The sequence below is a fragment of the Paenibacillus sp. FSL M7-0420 genome, assembly GCF_038002345.1.
Taxonomy (GTDB): domain Bacteria; phylum Bacillota; class Bacilli; order Paenibacillales; family Paenibacillaceae; genus Paenibacillus_AQ.
In genome coordinates, this window is record NZ_JBBOCJ010000001.1 from 5,801,091 (window position 1) to 5,821,823 (window position 20,733).

The window sequence follows — 20,733 nt, forward strand, 5'->3', positions numbered from 1 at the left end:
TTTCAAAAAAAAGCTGCGCCGCACTCCACATGGAGGACAGCCCAGCTTATGCATCCGTATAGTTAAAAATATATTATACCGCATTCTGTGCGCGCTGCTGCTCTTCCATCAGCCACTGCAGCAGCATGACTTCCGGCACAGTGCCCTTACGGGCCTCCGCGTAGGCCCGGACCTTCTCCAGCAGACGGCCGGCAGTCTCGGCGCTGACTGCAAGTCCCAGCTGCTCCAGCACATGCGCCACGCCGCCGCTGCCGGAATGCTTACCCAGCACATAGCGGTGCGCGCGGCCGACCACCGCCGGATCGAAAAACTGATACGTCTCCTGCTCCTTCATCAGCCCGTCCACATGAATCCCGGATTCATGGGTGAAGGCGAGCTGTCCCACGACCGGCTTCGCATCGCCGACACTGCGGCCGGACGCGGCAATGACCTTGTCGGCGAGGACCTGGAGCCCCTCCAGCCTGACCGCGCATTCCCCGCCGTACAAATAGCGCCAGGCCATGGCAACTTCCTCCATGGCCGCATTGCCGGTCCTCTCGCCGATCCCGGCCACCGTCGTACTGGCCCACACCGCTCCGGCAGCTATGCCGCTGAGTGTGTTCGCGCAGGCCAGCCCGAAGTCATTGTGGCAGTGTACCTCCAGCTCCACATCCTCAGGCACTTCTCCCAACAGCCGGCTTACCCGCTCTGCCATCTGGCCCGGATGATGAGCCGAGACGGTATCTGCATACCGGAACCTGCGGAGTCCCTCCTTGTATAAGGTATTCACCACTTCGATCAGGAAGCTCAACTCCGCCCTGGAGGAATCCTCCATACCTGCCGATATGGTCATGCCCTGCCGCAGCCCGTATTCCACGGTACGCAGCAGCTTGTTCAGACCTTCCCGGGGCGTCAGCCCCAGCTTGCCCTGCAGCTGAATCTCCGACACCGGAATGGAGATATGGCTCCAGTTCACACCGGTAGCCTTGGCCTTGTCAATATCCCCGGGGACCGAGCGGTTCCATGTCATAAGCTTCATGGGTAATCCCAGCTCAGCAACAGCGGCAATATCCTCCTGCTCCCGCTTGCCCATGGCAGGAATGCCTACCTCTGCCTGCTCTACTCCGCTCTCCGACAGCAACTTTGCGATTTCCAGCTTTTCCGCCCTCGTGAATGAAACTCCAGCCGCCTGTTCACCATCCCTGAGTGTCGTGTCACATAGCTTGAGACGTTTCACGGTTTACCTCCCTCTCCGCAGCAAGCGCAATTCGGATTACGGGCAATACGGACGCTATAACAGGCGAAGTCGAGTGAGCTGAAGCGATGCATTACGCCCGCGTAAGTTGTCCCTACCCCTGTAATCCATTTTACGGCCTCCAGCGCTGCCAGACAACCGGCAATCCCGGAGGTGGCGCCCAGAACCGGGAACCCCAGCGGCTCCCACTGCGGCGGCAGTTCCGGATACAGGCATTCGAGGCATGGTGTAAGCCCGGGAATCACTGTAGTGAGCGATATTTCAAAGCCATACATGGCTGCCTCCACCATCGGTGTATTCGTATCGACACACAGCCGGTTCAGTGCATACCGCTCCGGGAAGTCGTACCGGGCATCGATCACAAGATCGGCAGCTTCTAACCAGGGGCGTGCCTGAGGATATTCAATTCTGGAATTATAGCCTTCAATCTCTACCTGCGGATTCAGCTGCTTCAGCCGGGCAATCGCCGTACTCATCCGCTCCTGGCCGAGATGCTCACTGTCCATTAGAATCTGCCGGTTCAGGTCAGGGGCTACAATGACCCCCTCATGGGCCAAAATAAGCCGGCCTACTCCAGCCGCCGCCAAATAGAGGGCAGCCGTTCCGCCAAGCCCGCCGATTCCGGCGACCATAACCGTCGCTTCCTTCAACGCCTTCTGCCCGTCTTCCCCGAGCAGCTTCAGCTGCCGGGTGTACCGTTCCAGCTCCAACCCTCCGGCAAGCTGCTCCATCCCTGACTCCCCCTGTTACCAGTTATATAAGACGCACTTAAGGTTTAAACTTGAAGCTTTATCGTCACTGCGGTGAACATTTGGACTTCCGGCCGCTATTGTCAACAGATTTCTTGAATTTTCCCGCTGTTCGCGGTTGAAATCCGTTGACAAAGGCGGTCGCTACCGCTCCTTCAGTTCCAAATTCCCCCTCCGCTTCTTTTGCTTTTTGTTATTTTTTTTAGTGTTTCTTATATAGATATTCCTTTCTTCCCCTAGCCCTCCAGGCTAAGCAGGCCATGCGCTGAAGTCAGCTCCTTATATTTCTCCAGCCAAGCCATTCCTTCTTCAATACACTCCACCCCGTACGAAATCGTCTTCTCAGCCGAAGTGAACGGGAAGGGGAAGCCGGCCCGCAGGCTCTTAAGCACCACAATGACTCTGCCGCTGTAGAGCAGCCCCCGTCCGAAGCCCTCGCCGTTAATCTCCGCCGTACTCTGGATCATCAGGCCGATTCTCTCCTCCATGACGCCCGCCATGGCCTGGAACAGCAGCGGCACCTGCTGGCGGACCTTGGGCGACACCGCGCAATTGAATTCCGATTGATCCTTGTCCCCGGCAGATGCCAGGAACAGCTTCGCGATCTTCTCCAGCGGAGGAAGGCTGCTGCTGCGTCCGAAGAAATCTCCAGCATCCAGCAGATGACACAGACGCCGGATCAGGGCATCTGCGGTCTCCGGATTCAGCTCCTTGCGCGCTCTGGGACTGCGCTGTCTCAGCGCCGAAGCTCCCGGAATTACCGTTCCCTGCCACGTCGCACTCTCATTAGCCTTGGGTTCCATCCGCATCCCCTCCTTCATTCTTTTCCGCTTCCTCTGCCCGCAGCACCTTGGCCAGCCACATCGGCGGCTTGCCCTGAAGCATCTCGACCAGCCGCTTCAGCTGCTCCTCGATAGGGCTGCCCGGCGGAACCTTCACCGGCATAATCTTCCGGCGTGTTACCCGCGCAGCGGCCGAAGCGCCGATCTGCATGATGAAGATCAGGGTGCAGTCGCCTACGGAATCCAGGCGGCTGTCGATTTTACCTGCTTCATCCTGGTTCGGCACAGCTGACAGCCTGCGCAGCTCCACCAGCTCGGCTCCTGCTTTCGTTACATTATATACAGCGAACATCGGACTCTGTCCGAAATGCGCATTCACACGGCTTCCATCATCTGTGGCGAACGCTACTTTCACGGCTGCCTGCCTCCCTTTGCATGAACAGATTCCCTGCCTTATTACTCCATTCCATCGCTCCCCGGTACCCTACGGAGACGGACATGTAAGCCCCAAGCTCATTCCAGACCGGGAATCCGGCCGGCATGAAGGCGGCACCCGTCCGCTGCGCCCCGGCGATCCCATGGGAATTGCTGATCCACAGATCCGCCCCCTTGCCCAGCACCTCGGCATCGTCCAGATCGCCCACCCATACCTCGCGCTTCATTCCGGCAATAAGCGGGGTCTCGAACGAAGTGATCAGCGCCTTCTGCTCTACGCCCAGCTCCTCCAGCCACCCCGAGACTGAATGCAGATGATCCGGTTCCAATGCGGCAACCACCGACATTCCGGCAAATTGAAAATGGGCGTCCAGCATGCCGTCGAGCAGATTCTCCCGCTGCCAGCAATACCGCAGCGGCACCGGCTCCCCGCTGATCTGATGCAGGAAATGCAGCAGTTCATCGGTCGCCTTAAGCCCCATTGCCCCTTCGAATACCTTATACGGAGTGCCTATGGCATTATGCAGCCGTCTGGCCGGACGCTCCATGCTGCCGCCCACGGCAATCGTCAGCCCGGACTGCAGGCTCTGGAGCATAGAGTCCAGCGGAACCCCGCCGCGCGTCAGCGGCGAAAAGCCGGTAAGTAGATGGCCGGACAAGGAGGTCGAGATATCCGGCAGCGCAATCACCTCGAAGCCGAAGGAGGAGATGATCTCCTTCAGCTCCATCACATCGGCCGGGGTTAAGAACGAGCCGGGCAGCAGGGTAATCTGCCGGGCATTCACGCTTCTTTGCCCCCGGTGTCCTACCTGCTGGATCATCTCGTCAATCATGGCCTCCACCGTAGAGCTGAAGCCCGATTCCAGCGATCCGCGAAAATCAGGCAGCACAACCGAGAAGGCGAGACCTCCGCGCAAATTCCGCTCTCTTTTATACGACTTAAGCATATTCTGATAATCCACACCGGCTACATCGGTCAATTCCGTCCCAATGATGCCGATAATATCCGGGCGGTGCTTGCTCAGCACCAGATTCAGCGCCTCCTCCAGATTGCGGTTGGCATCGAAGATGACATCCATCTCCTGCAGCGCCGAGGTCTGCACGGCAATCGGTTCCCGGAAATGACGGGTCAGGAGCGCCTTCGGAAAAGCGGAGCAGCCCTGGGAGCCGTGAATCAGCGGCATGGCCCGGTAGCAGCCCTGCAATGCCAGTACGGCACCCAGCGACTGCCCGATCTTCATCGGGTTGACCGATGCGGGCTTTTTTCTCCGGTTAACGGTCATAGGGCGGCGCCTCCTTATCCCAGGGAGCAGGGCTTGCCGCCAGCTTCCAGATCGGGTTCGCAAGCGAATAGGTCAGCTCTTTGGCCAGCCGCAACAGCCCTTCATATCCGGCATACGCTTTGTGGCGCTCCTGATTAATATCAATGAAGGGAATCTGCTCTTTCATCGCCACATACATATTGCGGCCGCCGGCAATCATAATATCCGCCTTGCGCTCTCTTACCGTCTTGATGATCCGGCTGGCCCCGCCCTCGGGAATGTATTCTGTATCATCGCCCACACGGTCGGCAATCCGCCGCACATCATCCTCCGTGCTTTTGTTCGTGCCTACCCCCACGACCTGAACGCCCAGCTCCTTCAGGGCCGAGATGACGGACCAGCTTTTGACCCCGCCCGTATAGAGTACGGCCCGCTTCCCCCTCAGCAGCTTGCGGTAAGGCCGCAGCTCCTGGCCGAGCCGGGCCTCCTCCCGCTCGGTGAGCCGGTCCACACGCCGCTCCATCTCCCGGTCATTCATCAGATAGGCCATCTGGCGCAGCGAATAGGTCGTCTCCTTCGCACCATAGAACGAGCCTTCGAAATACGGGATCCCGTATCTTGACTCCATCTCCTTGGCAAGGCCCAGCAGCGCCCGGCTGCAGACCACCATATTCACTCTCGCCCGGTGCGCCCATGTAATCTCCTTATAGCGTGCATCCCCCGTAATCCGCGAGGTTACAGCGATCCCGGCGCTGTTCATCAGCTTCTCAATATCCCACATCTCACCGGCGATATTGTACTCCCCGATCAGATTCACCCCTAGATCCGTCTCCGGCTCCGGCTCCCCCGTCCCGATGACATACTGCAGCAGCGCATCCCCCGCCAGCCGGTTCCCGAGATTCTTGCTCCCGACGAAGCCGGGACTGTTCACCGGGATCACAGGAATCCCGATCCGGTCCGCCGCCTCCTTGCAGACCGCATCCATATCTTCGCCGGTCAGTGCGGTCACGCAGGTTGAATATACAAATATTGCCGGAGGCGCAAAGCGCCCGGCAATATAATCAATGCTGTCCTTCAATTTCTTCTCGCCGCCAAAAATAATATCAGAATCCGTAAGATCCGTAGCGAAGCCGTATTGGGACAGGGAGGGGCCGCTGGACAACGTGCCTCTGCTCTCCCAGCTGTTTCCCGCGCAGGCAATCGGTCCATGAACCAGATGTGCAGCATCCATAATCGGCAGCAGCGTGATCTGGGCTCCGTCGAAGGAGCAGCCTCCAACAGCTTCGCCCGGCTTGGGCCTCGGACAGGGCTTCGCCTTAGGCGCTATGCTCCCGCAAGCCTGGGAATCAAATTCATCTTGCCGTAAAGGGTCCATTGGCTCTTCATCTCCTTCGCTTAAGATGCTGGAATTCACGCCAGGCTTACGCGCAGTTAGCGCACCAGCTCAAAATTAAAGCCGGAGTTATGATCATCAAGCTGCTGCAGAATCGTGTTCACGATCAGGCTGAGCAAATTGAGTGTTCCCTGATACCCGATAATCGGATAACGGTGCATATGATGGCGGTCAAAGATCGGGAAGCCGACCCGCACCAGCGGCACCTCCGCATCCTTGGCTGCAAACTTCAGATGGGAGCTGCCAATCGCCAGATCCACCTTGTCATTCAGCAGCAGCGAGCGCATATGCCACAGGTCTTTGCCGACATGCACAGTAGCTTCGGTGCCATACGGGCTTGCTGCCAGCAGCGCTTCAGCTTCGTCCTTGAACTTCACTTCGTTGTAATCCACATCACCGTTCGAGCAGATAATGTGTACCGGCTCCATCCCGGTCTCCAGGCAGAAGCCGATCAGGCCAATAAGCAGATCCGGGTCGCCTACCAGCGCTACCCGCTTGCCATGCAGGTAAGGGTGACTGTCCATCAGCGCATCCACGACACGGCCGCGTTCTTCCGTGAGCATTGCTGGAACCGGGAGGCCGGTCAGCTCGCTGATCGTAGCCAGCAGCGTATCTGTGCCCTTAATGCCCAGCGGTGTGGATAACGCTGCCAGCTGCTGGTTCCAGGTGCCGCTGATATATTCCTGGGTCTTCTTCAGCGTATACTTTTGCAGGGACAGGGTTGCAAGCGCATTGGCTGCCTGCGGAACATCCGCAAGCTTGGTGCCGCCGTAGTAGTATTCATACTCACCGGTTGCCGGTGAATCGTAGTTCCCGCTGTGGTCTCCAAGTATGGTGTACTTGGTATCGAAGGCTCCCAGAATCTTGCGCAGCTCTGCAAAGTTGCCGGTGTACGGCTCAAAGCCCAGCATCACATTCAGCTTCTCTCCGCTCTCCGCACCGCTTCCGGGATGGCTCTCAATACCCGAACGGGTGTAGAGGTAGCTCAGGATCCCCTTGATCATGGCATCGTAGCCAGTGATATGTGAGCCAACGAAGCTTGGCGTGTTGCAGTAGGCCACCGGATATTCCTCACTGATCACCCCTTTAATGCGGGCATTGCCGATAAAAGAGTTCAGGTCATCCCCGATGACCTCAGCCATACAGGTGGTACAGATTGCAACCATCTCCGGTTTGTACAAGGCGACACTGTTCTCCAGACCGTCAATCAGGTTATTCATCCCGCCGAATACGGCGGCATCCTCTGTCATGGACGTGGATACGGACGGCGTAGGCTCCTTGAAGTGGCGGCTGAGATGGCTGCGGAAGTAGGCATTGCAGCCCTGCGACCCGTGTACGAACGGCAGCGTCTTCTCGAATCCGAGTGCGGCCATGACTGAACCCAGCGGCTGGCACGCTTTATGTGGATTGATCACCACATTCTGGCGGCTGAAATTCTTCTCCATATATTCGGCGGACTTGGAGTAAGCGAGTGCTTCGGCGGTCTCCTGCTCGCTGCAGGGCGCTTCGAACTGCTTCTTGTTCTCCCGCTGCTGCACATAACGCTCTTCCTTGAACAAGCTGGTATTATCTTTAATATTCAGTTCATCCCTGCTCATACGCCCGCCTCCTCCGGCTTCCTTGTGCCTTGTCTGCCCACCAGATCCCATACCGGGCTGTTCACGGTCATATCCATATCCTTAGCGAACACCTTAAAGCCGTCAAAGCCGTGATACGGGCCACTGTAATCCCATGAATGCATCTGGCGGAACGGCACACCCATTTTGTGATAGACATATTTCTCCTTCACGCCTGAGCCCACCAGATCAATGTTCATCTTCTTCGTGAGCTCTTCCAGCTCATAAGCTGTAGGATCATCCATGACAATGGTTCCCTCGGCAAGCATCGGGAGCATCTTCTCATAGTCATCCTTGTGGGCGAATTCATAACCGGAGGCTACGATATCCATCCCCAGATCTTCATAAGCTCCGATGGTGTGGCGGGAACGCAGGCCCCCGATCATCAGCATGACGGTCTTATTCTCCAGGCGCGGTCTGTATTTGCGGATCACCGCATCCATAACCGGCTTGTATCTGGCGATCATCTGCTCGCAGTTCTCCTGAATCGTGTCATCGAAAAGCGCTGCAATCGCCCGCAGGCTCTCATACGTCTTCGTAGGTCCGAAGAAATTGTATTCCAGCCAAGGGATGCCGTAGGCCTTCTCCATATGATCCACCATATAGTTCATGGAACGGTGGCAGTGGATCAGGTTCAGCTTCGCCTTGTGGGCTACCTCCAGTTCGTTCAGAGAGCCGTCACCGGACCACTGGGCAATAACGCGCAGGCCCATCTCTTCCAGCAGGATACGGGAGGCCCAGGCGTCGCCGCCAATATTATAGTCACCTATGATATTCACATCGTAGGGACCGGTCTCAGCCAGCTCGGCACGGCCCATCACGAAGTCACGGATCGCATCGTTCGCAATATGATGGCCCAGCGACTGGCTGACCCCGCGGAAGCCCTCGCAGCGTACCGGAACAATCGGCATTTCCAGCTCCTTGGACATCTTCTTCGACACCGCTTCGATATCATCGCCGATCAGCCCCACCGGACATTCCGACTGGACAGAGATCCCCTTAGCCAGCGGGAACATCTCGGTAATCTCGCGCATAATGACGGCCAGCTTCTTATCCCCGCCGAACACAATATCCGTCTCCTGAAAATCACTGGTAATCTGCATCGCCGTAAAGTTATCGATGCCAAGCGTCCCATTCGCAAAGTTACGGCGTGAGCCCCAGCTATACTGTCCGCAGCCGACCGGACCGTGACTGATATGGACCATATCCTTGATCGGACCCCAGACCACCCCTTTGGAGCCGGCATAGGCGCAGCCGCGCGGGGTCATGACACCCGGACGGGATTTGATATTGGACTTCACCGCACAGGTGCTGCAATCAATGGCCTTTTCATCCGCCACCTGAAAATGCTTCTCGCGGTCCTTCCGCGCCTTTTTGGGATAGGCTTCCAGAATCTCCTCAACCAGCTTCTGATTCTCTTCAATACTCAGTCCCATGGTTTGACCCTCCTTTTTCGCTTCGCCTCAGAGCTTATTGCCCGGAAGCCTGCAGCTTCTTGATCGCAGCTTCTTCATCTTCAATGATGCCGAATTCCATCAGCAGCTCTTCCAGCTCTTCCATCGAGATCGGGGTAGGGATCGTCAGCATTTTGTTATTGAGGATTTTCTCGGCCAGTATTTCATATTCTTTCGCCTGCTGGTGCTCAGGATTATATTGGGCTACGGTCATTCTGCGCAGCTCGGCATGCTGAACGATGTTGTCGCGGGGAACAAAGTGAATCATCTGCGTGTTCAGGCGGCGGGCCAGCTCCATGATCAGCTCATCTTCACGGTCTGTATTCCGGCTGTTACAGATCAGGCCGCCCAGCCTTACGCCTCCGCTGGTCGCATATTTCAGGATACCTCGGGCGATATTGTTCGCTGCGTACATCGCCATCATCTCGCCGGAGCAGACGATATAGATCTCCTGGGCCTTGCCCTCACGGATTGGCATGGCGAATCCGCCGCATACTACGTCACCCAGTACGTCATAGGAGACGAAATCCAGATCCTGATACGCGCCCTCCTGCTCCAGAAAGTTAATCGCAGTGATAATCCCGCGTCCGGCGCAGCCTACCCCCGGTTCCGGCCCGCCGCACTCTACGTTGATAATGTCGCCGAAGCCTGTCTGCAGCACATCCTCAAGCTCCAGGTCCTCTACGGAGCCAAGCTCCGCCGCCAGCTCCAGCACGGAGTTCTGGGCTTTGGTATTCAGAATCAGACGGGTGGAATCTGCCTTCGGGTCGCAGCCTACGATCATGACTCTTTGTTTGAATTTGGTTGCCAGCTGAGCCAGGGTGTTTTGTGAAGTTGTCGATTTACCGATACCGCCTTTACCGTAGAACGCGATTTGTCTCATTGTTCATCATCCCTTCGAAATGTTTAATGTTTCAAAATAAGAGCTGTACTTCACGCTTTCGAGAATGGCTTCCTGAATGCCGCCATTGCGGACAAGAGGCAGGACACCGATTTTGTTCAGGCTGGCCCTTGGGGCCTCGCCGATGCCGGAGCAGAGAAGAATGCGGCAGTCACTTAGAATCGATATAATTTCTTGCAGCGTAGCTGCTTTGTCACCATTACAATCGGCCTTGCCATGGCAATAGGCTTGGATCTTGCGGACACCCAGAAGCTGTACATCCGTTCCGTCAGTGTCGTAGACCAGGAACTCAGTGGCATGACCGAAATGCTGATTCACCTTGTCGCCGCCTCTGGTGGCTACCGCGACCCGCGTCTTCGGCCCTCCGGCCTGAATGCGTCTGGCCTGTCTGGCTAAGACACGCTCACGGATCTTGGTGTCCAGCTCCCTCTGGAACATCGCCCGGGCTGCTTCATTAATGACCGGCTCCACCTCCATCGCTTCCAGCGGGAAATCGGGATTGCGGTCCTGGCCCAGCAGCCCGATCGCATCGGCCCGGCATTGCCGGCAGTGGCGCATCACCTTCATCCCCCCGCGGCCCAGCTGCTCCTGCAAATTAAGCAGTTCCTTCGGACGGGGCGCCTTGCGCCCATCCGCTTCATACTGGCTGCCCGGTGCGATAATAAGCGGTGTTACATTGTGCAGCGTGGCTCCGAGCTCTTTTACCCGCGCTGACACTGCCGTCAGATGATGATCGTTAACCCCCGGAATCATAATGGAATTCACTTTCACCAGAATCCCCAGCTTCGCCAGCATTTCAAGTCCCAGTAATTGACGGCGGATCAGCAGCTCGGCTGCCTCTCTGCCTTCGTACCGGACCCCTTCATCGAACACCCAGGGATAAATCGCCTGGCCGACCTCGGGGTCGATGGCGTTGATGGTAATCGTGACATGGCGGATGCCCAGCTCCATAATCTCATCCACATGCCGGTACAGCGTGAGTCCGTTCGTGCTGAGACAGAGGGAGACATCAGGCACATGCTTCCTGACCCGGGCGAAGGTATCGAAGGTCTGCTCCGGATTCGCCAGGGGATCTCCGGGTCCGGCCACACCCACTACCGAGAGCTGCATCAGCCCGGCGGCAACTCCCCGCACCTTGCGCTCCGCCTGCTCCGGAGTAAGCACCTCACTGACCACGCCCGGCCTGCTCTCATTCACGCAATCGAACTTGCGGTTACAGTAATTGCACTGGATGTTACAGGCGGGAGCAACCGGGATGTGCATCCGGGCATAGAACCGGTGGGCCTCCTCGCTGTAGCAAGGGTGGCGGCTAATCTCCTCCTCCGCTTCACTTGATAGACATGACGGCTGCATCATTTCCCACCTCCTAAAAGCTAAAAGTTTTATGGTTCAAATAGCCTTTGTTTTGGTTAATGTTATTTTAGTTAACATTAACTTCACTTGGCCGCTTTAATTAGTCTCATCATATTTTCATTACGGAGGATCGTCAATTAGTCCGACGTTCATTTCGTCCTTTATTTCCTTTTGTTTGCAGTTTCGCCATATCATATGTCAACTTATATAACTCACACTTATCATGTTTCCGTTTTCAGGCCTGTCACTTTCTAATGATATGTGTTCTCACAAAAACATTGACAATGTCTCTTAACTCGGATATGATACGTTTAGCCAGAAACGAATACTATAAAATTTCATATAATCCCGTAAAGGGGAGTAGCTGTTAGATAAAATCGTCAATACGAGAATATGAGGATATTCTCCGGTTTTATCGGCAATAGATTATTGTTAGCGAGACCTTTACCAACCAGGTTACCTTTATTCCAAAGGCTAATCTGTTTGGTAAAGGTCTTTTTTATATATATTTTTGGTTAAACTAATGGTATCACCGTTAGTTTCGCAAAAAGCAGCTAAACCCACTTGAGGAGGAAACAGCAATGGATTGGGGATTATTATTAGAATACGGATGGGTATTGCTCGTTCTCGTAGCACTGGAAGGGCTGCTTGCCGCAGACAACGCACTTGTACTCGCAATTATGGTTAAGCATCTTCCTGATGAGGAACGTAAGAAGGCATTGTTCTACGGATTGGCCGGAGCGTTTGTGTTCCGGTTCGGATCACTGTTCGTCATCTCCTATCTGGTAGACATCTGGCAGGTACAAGCCATCGGTGCGCTTTATCTGTTATTTATCGCGGGGAATCACATCTTCCGAAAAGTGTTATTCGCTAAGCCGGTCACGGAAGACGCCGCTGAAAGCGGAAGCCCTGGAGCTGTAAATAAGAAGAAAGCCAGCTTCTGGTTCACCGTACTTAAGGTCGAAGTAGCAGATATTGCCTTTGCTGTAGACTCCATCCTTGCAGCCGTAGCCCTGGCCGTTGCTCTTCCGGCAAGTGGTATCCGCAACATCGGCGGCCTCGACGGCGGACAGTTCCTTGTAATCTTTGCGGGCGGCTTCATTGGTCTCGTTATTATGCGGTTCGCTGCTTCCTTCTTCGTTAAGCTGCTTCACACCCGTCCGGGTCTTGAGGTTGCTGCCTTCTTCATCGTCGGCTGGGTAGGGGTTAAGCTCGCAGTCATCACACTGGCCCACCCTGCTCTGGGTGTATTGTCCGAAGACTTCGCACACAGCACCTGGTGGAAACTGACCTTCTATGTAGTTCTGATCATCATTGCAGCTACAGGCTGGTTCATGAGCAGTGTCAAGACCGAAGAGAATGTCGGCGAGAACCCGGTCAAGGAAGTTGATAAGCAGCTCGGTAAATAATCCGGGAAAGATCTTAAGCGCTTCTGTTATGCTTTAAACATACCAAAAAGCCCGTTTCCTCCATTTGGGGAAGCGGGCTTTATTGTGTTGAATGGTTATACTCAGCGGCTATCTCCGCCACTTCATGAATCTGTAATCCAGCACATCCACCAGCAGGAACAGCACGAATCCCACCAGACTGAACAGCATAATTCCGGCATACATCTCAGGGTAATCCAGCCGGAGCCAGGCATCCATGATAAAGAAGCCCATGCCATGCTCTGTCCCATAGATCTCGGTGAAAAAGAGTACTGAAATCGCTGTGCCCAGCGAAATACGAATCGTACTGAGGATCACCGACAAAGCGCCGGGAAGCGTCACATTCCAGAATTTCTGCATCGTGCTGGCACCAATACTCGTCAGCACATCATAAGTACTCTCGGGGATGGCCTTCACACCATCACGTACCGATATAATGACCTGAAACAGCAGGATCAGCATAATCATCAGCACCTTGGAGGTTTCTCCCAGGCCGAAGAAGAGCATGACCACCGGCAGCAGCGCAATTTTGGGAATCGGATAGGTCAGATAGACGACCGGGTCCAGTACCCGGTTCCAGAAAGGAGAGCGGCCCATCAGCAGACCGGCCAGCAAACCCAGCAGCAGAGCCAGCAGCACACCTTCAGTGATCCGCATCAGACTGTAGCCGATATTCAGAGCCACATCATGGGCCCCCAGCTGAAACATTGCCTTATAGACCGCGCCCGGGCTGGGCAGAATCGCGTGATTCATGAGCAGATAAGCGATATACCAGAGCGCATTCATTCCGGCAAAAACGAGCAGCAGGCGCAGCAGGTGAACAAAACGCCGTCGTTTTACCATTTCTCCATCATTACCTTTCGGATTCTCTTGGACTGCATAAAGTACTCCTCGCTCTCCCGCTTCTCAGAATGCTTTATTGCAAATACAGCAGCGTTATCGAGAATCTCCGGCGGCTCCTGCTGCCTGGGCAGCAGGATGATAATCTTCTGTCCAAGGAGAATCGCCTCCTCCACATCGTGGGTGACGAACAGCGTGGTCGCCGGATGTGCCTGCCAGTTGTCGATAAAAATCTGCTGCAGCCCTTCCCGCGTAATGGCATCCAGCGCCGAGAACGGCTCATCCAGCAGCAGAAGGGTCGGCAGAATGGCAAAGGCGCGGGCAATGGCCACCCGCTGCTGCTGACCGCCGCTCAGCGAGAGCGGAAACCGTCCGGCGAGCTGCGCAATTCCCATGGATTCAAGCCAATGCATAATTTGACGGTCCTGCTCCCGCCGATTGTGGCCTTCCCCGCCCGGACGGGCGATCCGCATCGCAATCCGGATGTTGTCACGGACCGTCTTCCAGGGCAGCAGGCCATAATTCTGCGGCACCAGCCCGATCAGCGTCTCCTTTTCATGGACAGATCTGCCATTGAAGAGCAGTTCCCCCTTGTAACCGGGCAGCAATCCGGCAATCGCCCGCAGCAGCGTGGATTTTCCGCTGCCCGAGGGACCGATCACCGTATAAATCCCGTGCTCCGGCAGGGTCAGGTTCATTTCACCCAGGGCCAGCTGCCCGTTCTGATAAGCTACATGCAGCTGATGAATGCGGAGACCGCTATTTTTTAAACTGGACATCGGAGATCACATCTTCAGCCGATAGCGTTTTGGTCAACAGTCCTTTTTCACGGGCCCAGCCAAAAGCAGCCTCCACTTCCTTCACATCCACCTGGTTCGCAGGCAGATACTCCGGCACCTTAATCTCATTCTTCAGCGTATCGGGATAGCCCACTTCCTTAATAATCAGGTCGATATATTCCGATTGGTCATGCGTCTTCATATAATCGACAGCCTCATCATAGGCGGCGTACATATCACGGATTCCCTGACCCTTGGCATCAATGGCACTCTGCGGAAAAGCCAGCACAAACGGATTGATTCCCGCACTATGGGTGGAGCTGAGAACGCGCAGACCGGCAGTACGGCCCATGGTTACAAAAGGCTCCGGCAAAACAGCCGCATCCGCCTTATGATTCTTAAGCAGCTCCAGACGCGTTGGAATCTGCGGCACTTCCGTTACGGTAATATCGGCTTCCGTCAGGCCGGCCTGCTTCAGCATCATGGCAACGGTATACTGGGTTGAGGTATTCTTGGACAGGATAACGGTTTTCCCCTTCAGATCCTTTACCTCTTTCACTTCATCATTTCCGGTCAGCAGGTCGAATTCACCTGTGGTCGTACTGGTGATTTTGACATCGAGTCCTGCTTCATTATAGATCGAGATCGCCACCAGATCCGCACTGAGGCCATCTACCTTACCCGCCTGAAAAGCCACATCACGATCCTTCGCGCTCTTGAAGGTCTGGATATCCAGGTTCACATGATGCTTCTGATCAAATCCCTGCTCATGGGCAATAATAAAAGGAATCGCATCGATGGATGGCAGCAGTCCCAGTGATATCGTAACAGCCTCAGCAGGTGCAGCTACAGCAGCTCCAGTATTAGTATCTTTGGCATTTCCTGCCTGTTTTGCGCTACCGCATCCGGCAGCTACTACACTGACAGCAGCAGTCAGCACAACTAGCTTCATAAGGTGTTTCCAGTTTCTTGTCTTCATGAATCCTAATTCCCCCATCTCTTATCGGTTACGCTTCATGCGAATTTATTCACATACATAGTACACCTATTGTCCTATTTTGTATATTTATAAATTTAAGTATCAGTTTTCTAATGTCCAATATGTTCATGGAATTCTTTTGACAGCAGCACCCAATAATGACGCAAATATGCTATAATAACCTGTACCTATTCCGCAGGTATCCCCTCTTCAAGCAGCAGTCCTATTCCAACCCTATCTAAGGAGCTGTGCCCTATGAGCGATGTAATTCTCCAGCAGATTCTTGCCGAGCTGCAAGGAGTAAAGTCCGAAATTAACGGAATGAAATCTGAAATTGCAGGAATCAAGTCTGAAATCACTGGAATGAAGTCCGAAATCGCAGGAATCAAGTCCGAAATTGCAGGAATCAAGTCCGAAATTGCAGGAATCAAGTCTGAAATTGCAGGAATTAAAGCCGATGTTAACAATCTTCAGTCAGAATTCGCTACGTTCAAGTCTGAAATTGCGGCCGAGCTGGTGATCATCAAGGCTGATATCGAAAGCATTAAGGAAGATACGAAGCTAATTCCGCTTGTTCAACAAGCGGTGTCTGAAGTCAACGTTGAAGTCGTTGCTGGCCGGGATTCTCTGGAGCGGATCGACCGGAGCCTGCGCGGACATGACGCAACACTGGATATACTGGCCCGGCGTTCTATAGATCAGGAAGCTGAAATGAAACGTTTAGCTGCTTCTGCATAACACCCTGCCCCGAAGCGACCGCCCTCCCGGCTGCCGCTTTTTTGTTGCCTCCATACAGTCCATACCACAAGGACATTACTCTCTTATACAAACACAAACCCAGTAATCACGACATTATTCCTTATTTATTTGTCTTTTACAGGCGGACATCACATTGATTTATTGATTATCTATGCTATAATGAAAGCGTAACCAGGATAGATGTCCCAGAGGTTCATTACCGTATTTCATCGCCAAGGAGGATGAATGCAATGCTGGCAGGAATTAAGGAACTGAAGAATTGGGTAACCGGAATGTGGCAGCCGGGGATGGCTTCCGGAGAAGAGGATTACCGGAGAATGGAATACAGCGCACACCGCCATCTGCACACACCGCCAACACCAAGCCCGCTTACTTATGAGCAGGAATCGCGCATCAAGACCGTCAAATTTCACTAATCTCCAGTTAGATGTATATATAGAACACCCTTCACCTATCAGGTTAAGGCCGCTAAGGAACGGGAGCATCCCGGTTCAAGCGGCCTTTTATTTGTTGCACTAGATTCATTATCTCGCCAACCACCGCAGGATCGTCTGTGCTGCTTCCAGATAGCGCTGTCCTGCGAGCAGGCCGGTATGGGTGGTGCCCCAAAGACCTGCGTAGGCTGCGCGGAAATACGCTGCATTGGCTCTGCCCCGGCGCTCATCCTCATCACTGTTAACCGCATGGATCGCCAGACAAGGGCAAGTAATGGACCCGCTGTCTACAGATACCCCTGCTGCTCCGAAATGATAAGAAAAGGTTCGAAACGCCTTGGCGGACTCCATCGTCAGGTATTTGCGCTGAAACGCTATGTCTTCTGCCGTCTCATCCAGGCTGGTCTCCTCTTCGCGGACCGGAGCGGGCACTACATTACCTGGTACCGTTCTGACGATATCTGTATACGGCACCTCCTCATGAACCTCCCTGCATAGACTTGAATCCATCAGCACAAGCCCGGCCAGCCCGGCTGTCTCCGCCACCTTCTGGCTGAGGATCCCGCCCATACTGAACCCGATCAGGACAGGAGCAGCTCCGCATTCAGTCTGAATCAACTGCACTATCTCATGGATATCCTCCAGATAATCTTCAAAGGTAATCTGTGTCATATCCAGTACCCTGCTCCGGTAATGACTTCTCAGATTCATCACATAACACGTCCAGCCATCACGGATGAAATGGGGAAGGTACTTGCTCCACATCCAGCTTCCGGTATATGCACCGTGTACAAACAGCAGGGGTACGTTAATCTTCTGTTCGTGGCCTTCTCTCGCCTCCTCTCCCTTATAAATCTCCAGGAAGAGATCATGCTCACCGACATATTTCTCTGTATGCGGCGGTAATTCATTAGTGTAGTCTCTCATTTTTATTTCCTTTCCATAATTAGTTTGATATCAAACTATCACGCAAATTTTTTAGAAATTATGATTGATTTTCATTAAAATCGTCAGCAAAATCTTCTGCTCTTCTTCCGTGATATCGCGGTAGAACTGCTTCAGCATGGCAGAAGAGACCGATTCAAATATCGGCTCCAGCTCCTTCCCCTTCCCGGTTAGAGTAACATATACGTACCGGGTGTCCTCCTGATCCCTCTCCTTCATGACCAGCCCAAGCCGCACCAGCTTATCCACAAGTGCCGTAACTGTTGATTTGTCCTTATGAATATATGCCGAGATCTCGGCCATGGTGAGTCTGTGCTTAGACAGCAGCGCATACAGAATATCCCCGTGTGAGGTGGCAATGCCGTTTACTCCCTGCTTCGCCATCTCTTGTACGATGAACCGGTTAACCTTCTCGCGGATCTTTGATATAAGTGAAATAGCATCTCTGGTTTCCATAAATGAATTATAGTTTGACATCAAACTATTGTCAATAGTTCAGTATTTCAGTGTGCTCCTATTCAAGAGTCCTCATCAAGCAGCATGACTTCCTCGCCCCGCTGCTGCCGGATCGCAATATTGGTTCTGCCCCAAGAGCACATCAGGTCAATAATCTCATTGGCTGTGATCCCATACTCGGTGATGTAATATTCCACCTTGGGCGGCATTTGGCTATAGACCACTCTGCCGATGATCCCATCCCGTTCCAGCTCGCGAAGCTGCTGAATCAGAACCTTTTGCGAGATGCCTGGAATACTGCGCTGCAGTTCACTCGTCCTCTTGGTCCCCGACATCAGTATACATATGATCAGCGACTTCCACTTCCCGCCGATAATCTCAAGCGTCGCCTCAATCCCTAAATGATATTGCTTCATCCCCGGCACCTCCTCAGCAGTCATAACAATGCGCTGATCTAATGATTACTATTCTGCCACATCCGGCACCCGATTCCAATGCACACCTTGAGGTAACCTTGTTACTTCATTGTGTGTATTTACATTTTAAGGAACTTACAAAATAATAGAAGCAGCTGCACAACACAAATTATACACCAGAAAGGTGATCCCTAATGACAACCCTGGTAATCCTGGCACACCCCGATATAGAGGCTTCAAGAGTGAACCGGAGATGGAGACAAGAGCTGCTGCTGCATCCGGAGGACGTTAAGGTCCATGAGCTCTACAAGGAGTACCCGGACTGGAGCATCGATGCTCTGCGGGAGCAGCGTTTATTGGAGGCGCACGACCTGATTATTTTCCAATTCCCCTTATACTGGTACAGCTACCCCCCGCTGCTGAAAAAATGGCTCGACGATGTGTTCACTCACGGCTGGGCTTACGGCTCGAGCGGAAATAAGCTGAAGGGTAAGAAGCTGGGCATAGCTATGACCATCGGCGATAAAAAGGAAAACTATCTGCCAGCCGGGTCTGTTTCTTTTACAGTAGATGAGATCATCGCCCCGTTCCAGGCCAGTGCCATCCATGTCGGCGCAACCGCCCTGCCGTACTTCGCCGTGTTCGGCGCTTCCTTCCAGGCGAGTGATGATGATATTAATCAAAGTGCCGTGGATTATTTGCGATATGTCAAACAAGATACAGGTCAATTTCTTCTATAGCAATGACTTCAACTTCATTACAGTAAAATTTAAATCGGCCCTCCTCTTCAAAATCTCCCACATGAAATCTATACGAGTCCCAGCCTCTATCGGAAATATCTAAAATCTGAAACAAACTCAATTGAACTGCCGCTCCTCCAGAAGCTAGCTGAAGGTTGCCTACATTGGTGAATTGAAGGGTGACCTTGTAGGTTGGCGCTCCCGTACGAATTAAAATAAAGTCTATCCGAAGCATGGGAATGTTATGTTCATCAAACAAATTCACTGTATCTATTTCAATCCAATATCTGAAATCCGTAATGAACTTAAAATCGTAAAAAGTGAAACGGTCTATCAGGCTGGTTACCAAGTCCAGTTTTTTTATATTCCGAGTCACACCTGTCCTCCATTTCAATGGTCTGCAGATTTCGGCAATTGTCTTTGTTGCTCTTACCTAATCTTTATCGAAGCGATGACTGTCCAGGCTTGAAAAATAGACCAAATGATGCCTCCTTACCCGGACGGCAGTCACTTGGTCTATTCCTGTTTATTTTTCAAAATAATCATCCGAAACGATGATTCCATTTACTGAGAAAAGTTTGTTGAACGGATTATTTTGCTCAGAGACCTGTGTGGCAAACTCGCCTCCAAAATGCCCCATTTTGAACATATCGCGTAGTAACTTGGATTTCTGTGAGGTGGTACTTTGAGCAGCACCGTAATATTCACAGATGTCATGCACAGAGACGTAAGGCTCAAAGCTTTTATCAAATAAAAAGTTAATCGTGCCAATGGCGTGAATAATGCCTGCTGCCCAGATTTCCAGCTTTCCGCTCATAAAGGGAACTGTCCGTTTTCGTCCAAGCTTCTCTACCATTTTGCAGCACAGCTGTTCATAATCCTCATCCAGATATTCCTGGCAGAACCCCCGCACCAGTTGCAGCAGCTGTTCTTTCTTCTCTAACATCTTCGGATCTTTCATTCTCGGCCTCCCCATGTACAAATTTCGCATCACTACTATACCTTGGCAGCTATATTATCAGTGCGAACGCAACTCCATCTTTTGCATATCTACGATAAAACCATAAGTCTGCAAGATGTCTAGTCCAAGCAATCCTTTGTGAGACTTCGGAAGTATTCCCACATCAATCTCCACATCTTTAATTATAAATGCATCAATTTCAATTCGATCCATCACTTTAGTGTAAAAAGGTACCGTTCCCCCAACACCATATGCTTCATAAACAGGGTCTCCGTTTTCATAAGTTACACCTATCTCTTCGAGTACATCAGGACTAAACACAGTATGCGAGGAACCCGTATCAATAATAATATCTTTAATTTGCAGTGTTCTCCCTTGGTAGCATACGGAAATATCTATTGTCAGGAGTTGTCCATCATAAGCTATCTTCATGACCGCCGCCTCACTCTCATCAATGGGTCTCTGCGCAGATGAATAACGCACTCCTCATTGGCAGTGTGATAGACAAGATTGCCAGGTTCGGCGCTGAAAAATTCCTGGTTGGCGTTCTTCTCAGATACTGCACGAACAGGAGCTACTTCCGTTATAATTTTCTTATCATCTTCCTCGCGATAGTCAAGAATGGAAAGCAAAACAAATTGGTCAGGAAATAATTCTCTTACTTGCTGCCATTTCATTCTTTCACACCTCCCGGGTAGCCATCGATAAAAAAGTGGTTCTAATGAATTCATTTTATCATAGTTTGAAATCAAATTGAGAGTTGGCAAACAACAAAAAACCTCCCCTCACCCGAAAGGGTAAAGGAAGGCTTAAACACA

Annotated in this window: 24 protein-coding genes; 4 read left to right on the forward strand and 20 right to left on the reverse strand. The window is 52.8% G+C overall.

The features are described 5' to 3' along the window. Positions 1–73: 73 nt before the first annotated feature. From MKX51_RS24695 to nifB, 10 genes are all read right to left on the reverse strand, one after another. Positions 74–1,216 (reverse strand): homocitrate synthase/isopropylmalate synthase family protein, encoded by a 1,143-nt coding sequence (locus MKX51_RS24695; protein WP_340994226.1) that lies wholly within the window; start codon positions 1,214–1,216, stop codon positions 74–76. Further along, entirely contained in the window at positions 1,213–1,965 is a 753-nt protein-coding gene (locus MKX51_RS24700) for a HesA/MoeB/ThiF family protein (RefSeq protein WP_340994227.1), read from the reverse strand. Before MKX51_RS24700 ends, MKX51_RS24695 begins: the two co-directional genes overlap by 4 nt. A 254-nt stretch (positions 1,966–2,219) precedes the next feature. Beyond that, complete coding sequence (locus MKX51_RS24705; RefSeq protein WP_340994228.1) at positions 2,220–2,786, reverse strand: DUF269 domain-containing protein; 567 nt, start codon at positions 2,784–2,786, stop codon at positions 2,220–2,222. Further along, positions 2,770–3,180 (reverse strand): nitrogen fixation protein NifX, encoded by a 411-nt coding sequence (gene nifX, locus MKX51_RS24710; RefSeq protein WP_340994229.1) that lies wholly within the window; start codon positions 3,178–3,180, stop codon positions 2,770–2,772. Before nifX ends, MKX51_RS24705 begins: the two co-directional genes overlap by 17 nt. Continuing rightward, on the reverse strand, positions 3,155–4,483 hold the full coding sequence (gene nifN / locus MKX51_RS24715) for a nitrogenase iron-molybdenum cofactor biosynthesis protein NifN (protein ID WP_340994230.1): 1,329 nt from the start codon (positions 4,481–4,483) through the stop codon (positions 3,155–3,157). Before nifN ends, nifX begins: the two co-directional genes overlap by 26 nt. Further along, entirely contained in the window at positions 4,473–5,837 is a 1,365-nt protein-coding gene (nifE, locus tag MKX51_RS24720) for a nitrogenase iron-molybdenum cofactor biosynthesis protein NifE (RefSeq protein ID WP_340994231.1), read from the reverse strand. The genes nifN and nifE overlap by 11 nt, the downstream gene beginning before the upstream one ends. Positions 5,838–5,893: 56 nt before the next feature. Continuing rightward, positions 5,894–7,453 (reverse strand): nitrogenase molybdenum-iron protein subunit beta, encoded by a 1,560-nt coding sequence (gene nifK / locus MKX51_RS24725; RefSeq protein WP_340994232.1) that lies wholly within the window; start codon positions 7,451–7,453, stop codon positions 5,894–5,896. After that, positions 7,450–8,907, reverse strand: coding sequence for a nitrogenase molybdenum-iron protein alpha chain (gene nifD, locus MKX51_RS24730; protein WP_340994233.1), 1,458 nt, complete (start codon positions 8,905–8,907; stop codon positions 7,450–7,452). The genes nifK and nifD overlap by 4 nt, the downstream gene beginning before the upstream one ends. 34 nt (positions 8,908–8,941) lie before the next feature. After that, the gene (gene nifH, locus MKX51_RS24735; protein ID WP_076083080.1) at positions 8,942–9,808 is read right to left on the reverse strand and encodes a nitrogenase iron protein; all 867 of its coding nucleotides are present in this window, start codon (positions 9,806–9,808) and stop codon (positions 8,942–8,944) included. A gap of 6 nt (positions 9,809–9,814) precedes the next feature. Next, complete coding sequence (nifB, locus tag MKX51_RS24740) at positions 9,815–11,182, reverse strand: nitrogenase cofactor biosynthesis protein NifB (RefSeq protein ID WP_340994234.1); 1,368 nt, start codon at positions 11,180–11,182, stop codon at positions 9,815–9,817. 578 nt (positions 11,183–11,760) lie between these two features. Between nifB and MKX51_RS24745 the strand changes: the two genes are divergently transcribed. Next, positions 11,761–12,588, forward strand: a complete 828-nt coding sequence (locus MKX51_RS24745) for a TerC family protein (RefSeq protein WP_076083072.1) — start codon at positions 11,761–11,763, stop codon at positions 12,586–12,588. 108 nt (positions 12,589–12,696) lie between these two features. Here MKX51_RS24745 and MKX51_RS24750 read toward each other — a convergent pair whose 3' ends face one another. The 3 genes from MKX51_RS24750 to MKX51_RS24760 are packed head-to-tail and all read right to left on the reverse strand — an operon-like array spanning position 12,697 to position 15,177. Then, a complete protein-coding gene (locus MKX51_RS24750; RefSeq protein WP_340938470.1) occupies positions 12,697–13,449 on the reverse strand; it encodes an ABC transporter permease in 753 nt (250 codons plus the stop codon). Continuing rightward, positions 13,443–14,225 (reverse strand): ABC transporter ATP-binding protein, encoded by a 783-nt coding sequence (locus MKX51_RS24755; protein WP_340994235.1) that lies wholly within the window; start codon positions 14,223–14,225, stop codon positions 13,443–13,445. The genes MKX51_RS24750 and MKX51_RS24755 overlap by 7 nt, the downstream gene beginning before the upstream one ends. Next, positions 14,206–15,177: an ABC transporter substrate-binding protein gene (locus MKX51_RS24760; RefSeq protein WP_340994236.1), complete on the reverse strand. Its 972-nt coding sequence runs from the start codon at positions 15,175–15,177 to the stop codon at positions 14,206–14,208. The genes MKX51_RS24755 and MKX51_RS24760 overlap by 20 nt, the downstream gene beginning before the upstream one ends. Before the next feature lie 282 nt (positions 15,178–15,459). Between MKX51_RS24760 and MKX51_RS24765 the strand changes: the two genes are divergently transcribed. Further along, a complete protein-coding gene (locus tag MKX51_RS24765) occupies positions 15,460–15,942 on the forward strand; it encodes a hypothetical protein (protein WP_340994237.1) in 483 nt (160 codons plus the stop codon). A 251-nt stretch (positions 15,943–16,193) separates the two neighbouring features. Next, the gene (locus MKX51_RS24770; RefSeq protein WP_036723496.1) at positions 16,194–16,379 is read left to right on the forward strand and encodes a hypothetical protein; all 186 of its coding nucleotides are present in this window, start codon (positions 16,194–16,196) and stop codon (positions 16,377–16,379) included. Positions 16,380–16,487: 108 nt separating this feature from the next. Here the strand turns inward: MKX51_RS24770 and MKX51_RS24775 are convergent, their stop codons facing one another. The 3 genes from MKX51_RS24775 to MKX51_RS24785 all read right to left on the reverse strand — a co-directional run bounded on the left by MKX51_RS24775 (position 16,488) and on the right by MKX51_RS24785 (position 18,214). Next, entirely contained in the window at positions 16,488–17,324 is an 837-nt protein-coding gene (locus MKX51_RS24775; RefSeq protein ID WP_340994238.1) for an alpha/beta hydrolase, read from the reverse strand. Positions 17,325–17,375: 51 nt separating this feature from the next. Beyond that, positions 17,376–17,798, reverse strand: a complete 423-nt coding sequence (locus MKX51_RS24780; protein WP_340994239.1) for a MarR family winged helix-turn-helix transcriptional regulator — start codon at positions 17,796–17,798, stop codon at positions 17,376–17,378. Positions 17,799–17,860: 62 nt separating this feature from the next. Then, entirely contained in the window at positions 17,861–18,214 is a 354-nt protein-coding gene (locus tag MKX51_RS24785) for a winged helix-turn-helix transcriptional regulator (RefSeq protein WP_340994240.1), read from the reverse strand. Positions 18,215–18,408: 194 nt separating this feature from the next. On the opposite strand from MKX51_RS24785, the gene MKX51_RS24790 reads away from it, so the two are divergent. Beyond that, positions 18,409–18,954, forward strand: a complete 546-nt coding sequence (locus tag MKX51_RS24790; RefSeq protein WP_340994241.1) for an NAD(P)H-dependent oxidoreductase — start codon at positions 18,409–18,411, stop codon at positions 18,952–18,954. Here MKX51_RS24790 and MKX51_RS24795 read toward each other — a convergent pair. From MKX51_RS24795 to MKX51_RS24810, 4 genes are all read right to left on the reverse strand, one after another. Continuing rightward, complete coding sequence (locus MKX51_RS24795; protein ID WP_340938453.1) at positions 18,923–19,330, reverse strand: hypothetical protein; 408 nt, start codon at positions 19,328–19,330, stop codon at positions 18,923–18,925. The two genes, MKX51_RS24790 and MKX51_RS24795, sit on opposite strands and share 32 nt — an antisense overlap. 150 nt (positions 19,331–19,480) lie before the next feature. Continuing rightward, positions 19,481–19,915 (reverse strand): DUF6398 domain-containing protein, encoded by a 435-nt coding sequence (locus MKX51_RS24800; RefSeq protein ID WP_340994242.1) that lies wholly within the window; start codon positions 19,913–19,915, stop codon positions 19,481–19,483. A 57-nt stretch (positions 19,916–19,972) separates the two neighbouring features. Beyond that, positions 19,973–20,347 carry a retropepsin-like aspartic protease gene (locus MKX51_RS24805; protein WP_340994243.1) on the reverse strand — a complete coding sequence of 125 codons (375 nt, stop codon included), beginning with the start codon at positions 20,345–20,347 and terminating at the stop codon, positions 19,973–19,975. Then, positions 20,344–20,592, reverse strand: a complete 249-nt coding sequence (locus tag MKX51_RS24810; RefSeq protein WP_036723516.1) for a hypothetical protein — start codon at positions 20,590–20,592, stop codon at positions 20,344–20,346. The genes MKX51_RS24805 and MKX51_RS24810 overlap by 4 nt, the downstream gene beginning before the upstream one ends. Between the last annotated feature and the right edge of the window lie 141 nt (positions 20,593–20,733).

Excerpts from the sequence above, each read along its gene's own strand:
- MKX51_RS24700 (WP_340994227.1), bottom strand. The coding sequence starts at position 1,965 with ATGGAGCAGCTTGCCGGAGGGTTGGAGCTGGAACGGTACACCCGGCAG.
- MKX51_RS24705 (WP_340994228.1), bottom strand. The coding sequence starts at position 2,786 with ATGGAACCCAAGGCTAATGAGAGTGCGACGTGGCAGGGAACGGTAATT.
- nifN (WP_340994230.1), bottom strand. The coding sequence starts at position 4,483 with ATGACCGTTAACCGGAGAAAAAAGCCCGCATCGGTCAACCCGATGAAG.
- nifE (WP_340994231.1), bottom strand. The coding sequence starts at position 5,837 with ATGGACCCTTTACGGCAAGATGAATTTGATTCCCAGGCTTGCGGGAGC.
- nifK (WP_340994232.1), bottom strand. The coding sequence starts at position 7,453 with ATGAGCAGGGATGAACTGAATATTAAAGATAATACCAGCTTGTTCAAG.
- nifD (WP_340994233.1), bottom strand. The coding sequence starts at position 8,907 with ATGGGACTGAGTATTGAAGAGAATCAGAAGCTGGTTGAGGAGATTCTG.
- nifH (WP_076083080.1), bottom strand. The coding sequence starts at position 9,808 with ATGAGACAAATCGCGTTCTACGGTAAAGGCGGTATCGGTAAATCGACA.
- nifB (WP_340994234.1), bottom strand. The coding sequence starts at position 11,182 with ATGATGCAGCCGTCATGTCTATCAAGTGAAGCGGAGGAGGAGATTAGC.
- MKX51_RS24745 (WP_076083072.1), top strand. The coding sequence starts at position 11,761 with ATGGATTGGGGATTATTATTAGAATACGGATGGGTATTGCTCGTTCTC.
- MKX51_RS24750 (WP_340938470.1), bottom strand. The coding sequence starts at position 13,449 with ATGGTAAAACGACGGCGTTTTGTTCACCTGCTGCGCCTGCTGCTCGTT.
- MKX51_RS24755 (WP_340994235.1), bottom strand. The coding sequence starts at position 14,225 with ATGTCCAGTTTAAAAAATAGCGGTCTCCGCATTCATCAGCTGCATGTA.
- MKX51_RS24760 (WP_340994236.1), bottom strand. The coding sequence starts at position 15,177 with ATGAAGCTAGTTGTGCTGACTGCTGCTGTCAGTGTAGTAGCTGCCGGA.
- MKX51_RS24765 (WP_340994237.1), top strand. The coding sequence starts at position 15,460 with ATGAGCGATGTAATTCTCCAGCAGATTCTTGCCGAGCTGCAAGGAGTA.
- MKX51_RS24770 (WP_036723496.1), top strand. The coding sequence starts at position 16,194 with ATGCTGGCAGGAATTAAGGAACTGAAGAATTGGGTAACCGGAATGTGG.
- MKX51_RS24775 (WP_340994238.1), bottom strand. The coding sequence starts at position 17,324 with ATGAGAGACTACACTAATGAATTACCGCCGCATACAGAGAAATATGTC.
- MKX51_RS24780 (WP_340994239.1), bottom strand. The coding sequence starts at position 17,798 with ATGGAAACCAGAGATGCTATTTCACTTATATCAAAGATCCGCGAGAAG.
- MKX51_RS24785 (WP_340994240.1), bottom strand. The coding sequence starts at position 18,214 with ATGAAGCAATATCATTTAGGGATTGAGGCGACGCTTGAGATTATCGGC.
- MKX51_RS24790 (WP_340994241.1), top strand. The coding sequence starts at position 18,409 with ATGACAACCCTGGTAATCCTGGCACACCCCGATATAGAGGCTTCAAGA.
- MKX51_RS24800 (WP_340994242.1), bottom strand. The coding sequence starts at position 19,915 with ATGAAAGATCCGAAGATGTTAGAGAAGAAAGAACAGCTGCTGCAACTG.
- MKX51_RS24805 (WP_340994243.1), bottom strand. The coding sequence starts at position 20,347 with ATGAAGATAGCTTATGATGGACAACTCCTGACAATAGATATTTCCGTA.
- MKX51_RS24810 (WP_036723516.1), bottom strand. The coding sequence starts at position 20,592 with ATGAAATGGCAGCAAGTAAGAGAATTATTTCCTGACCAATTTGTTTTG.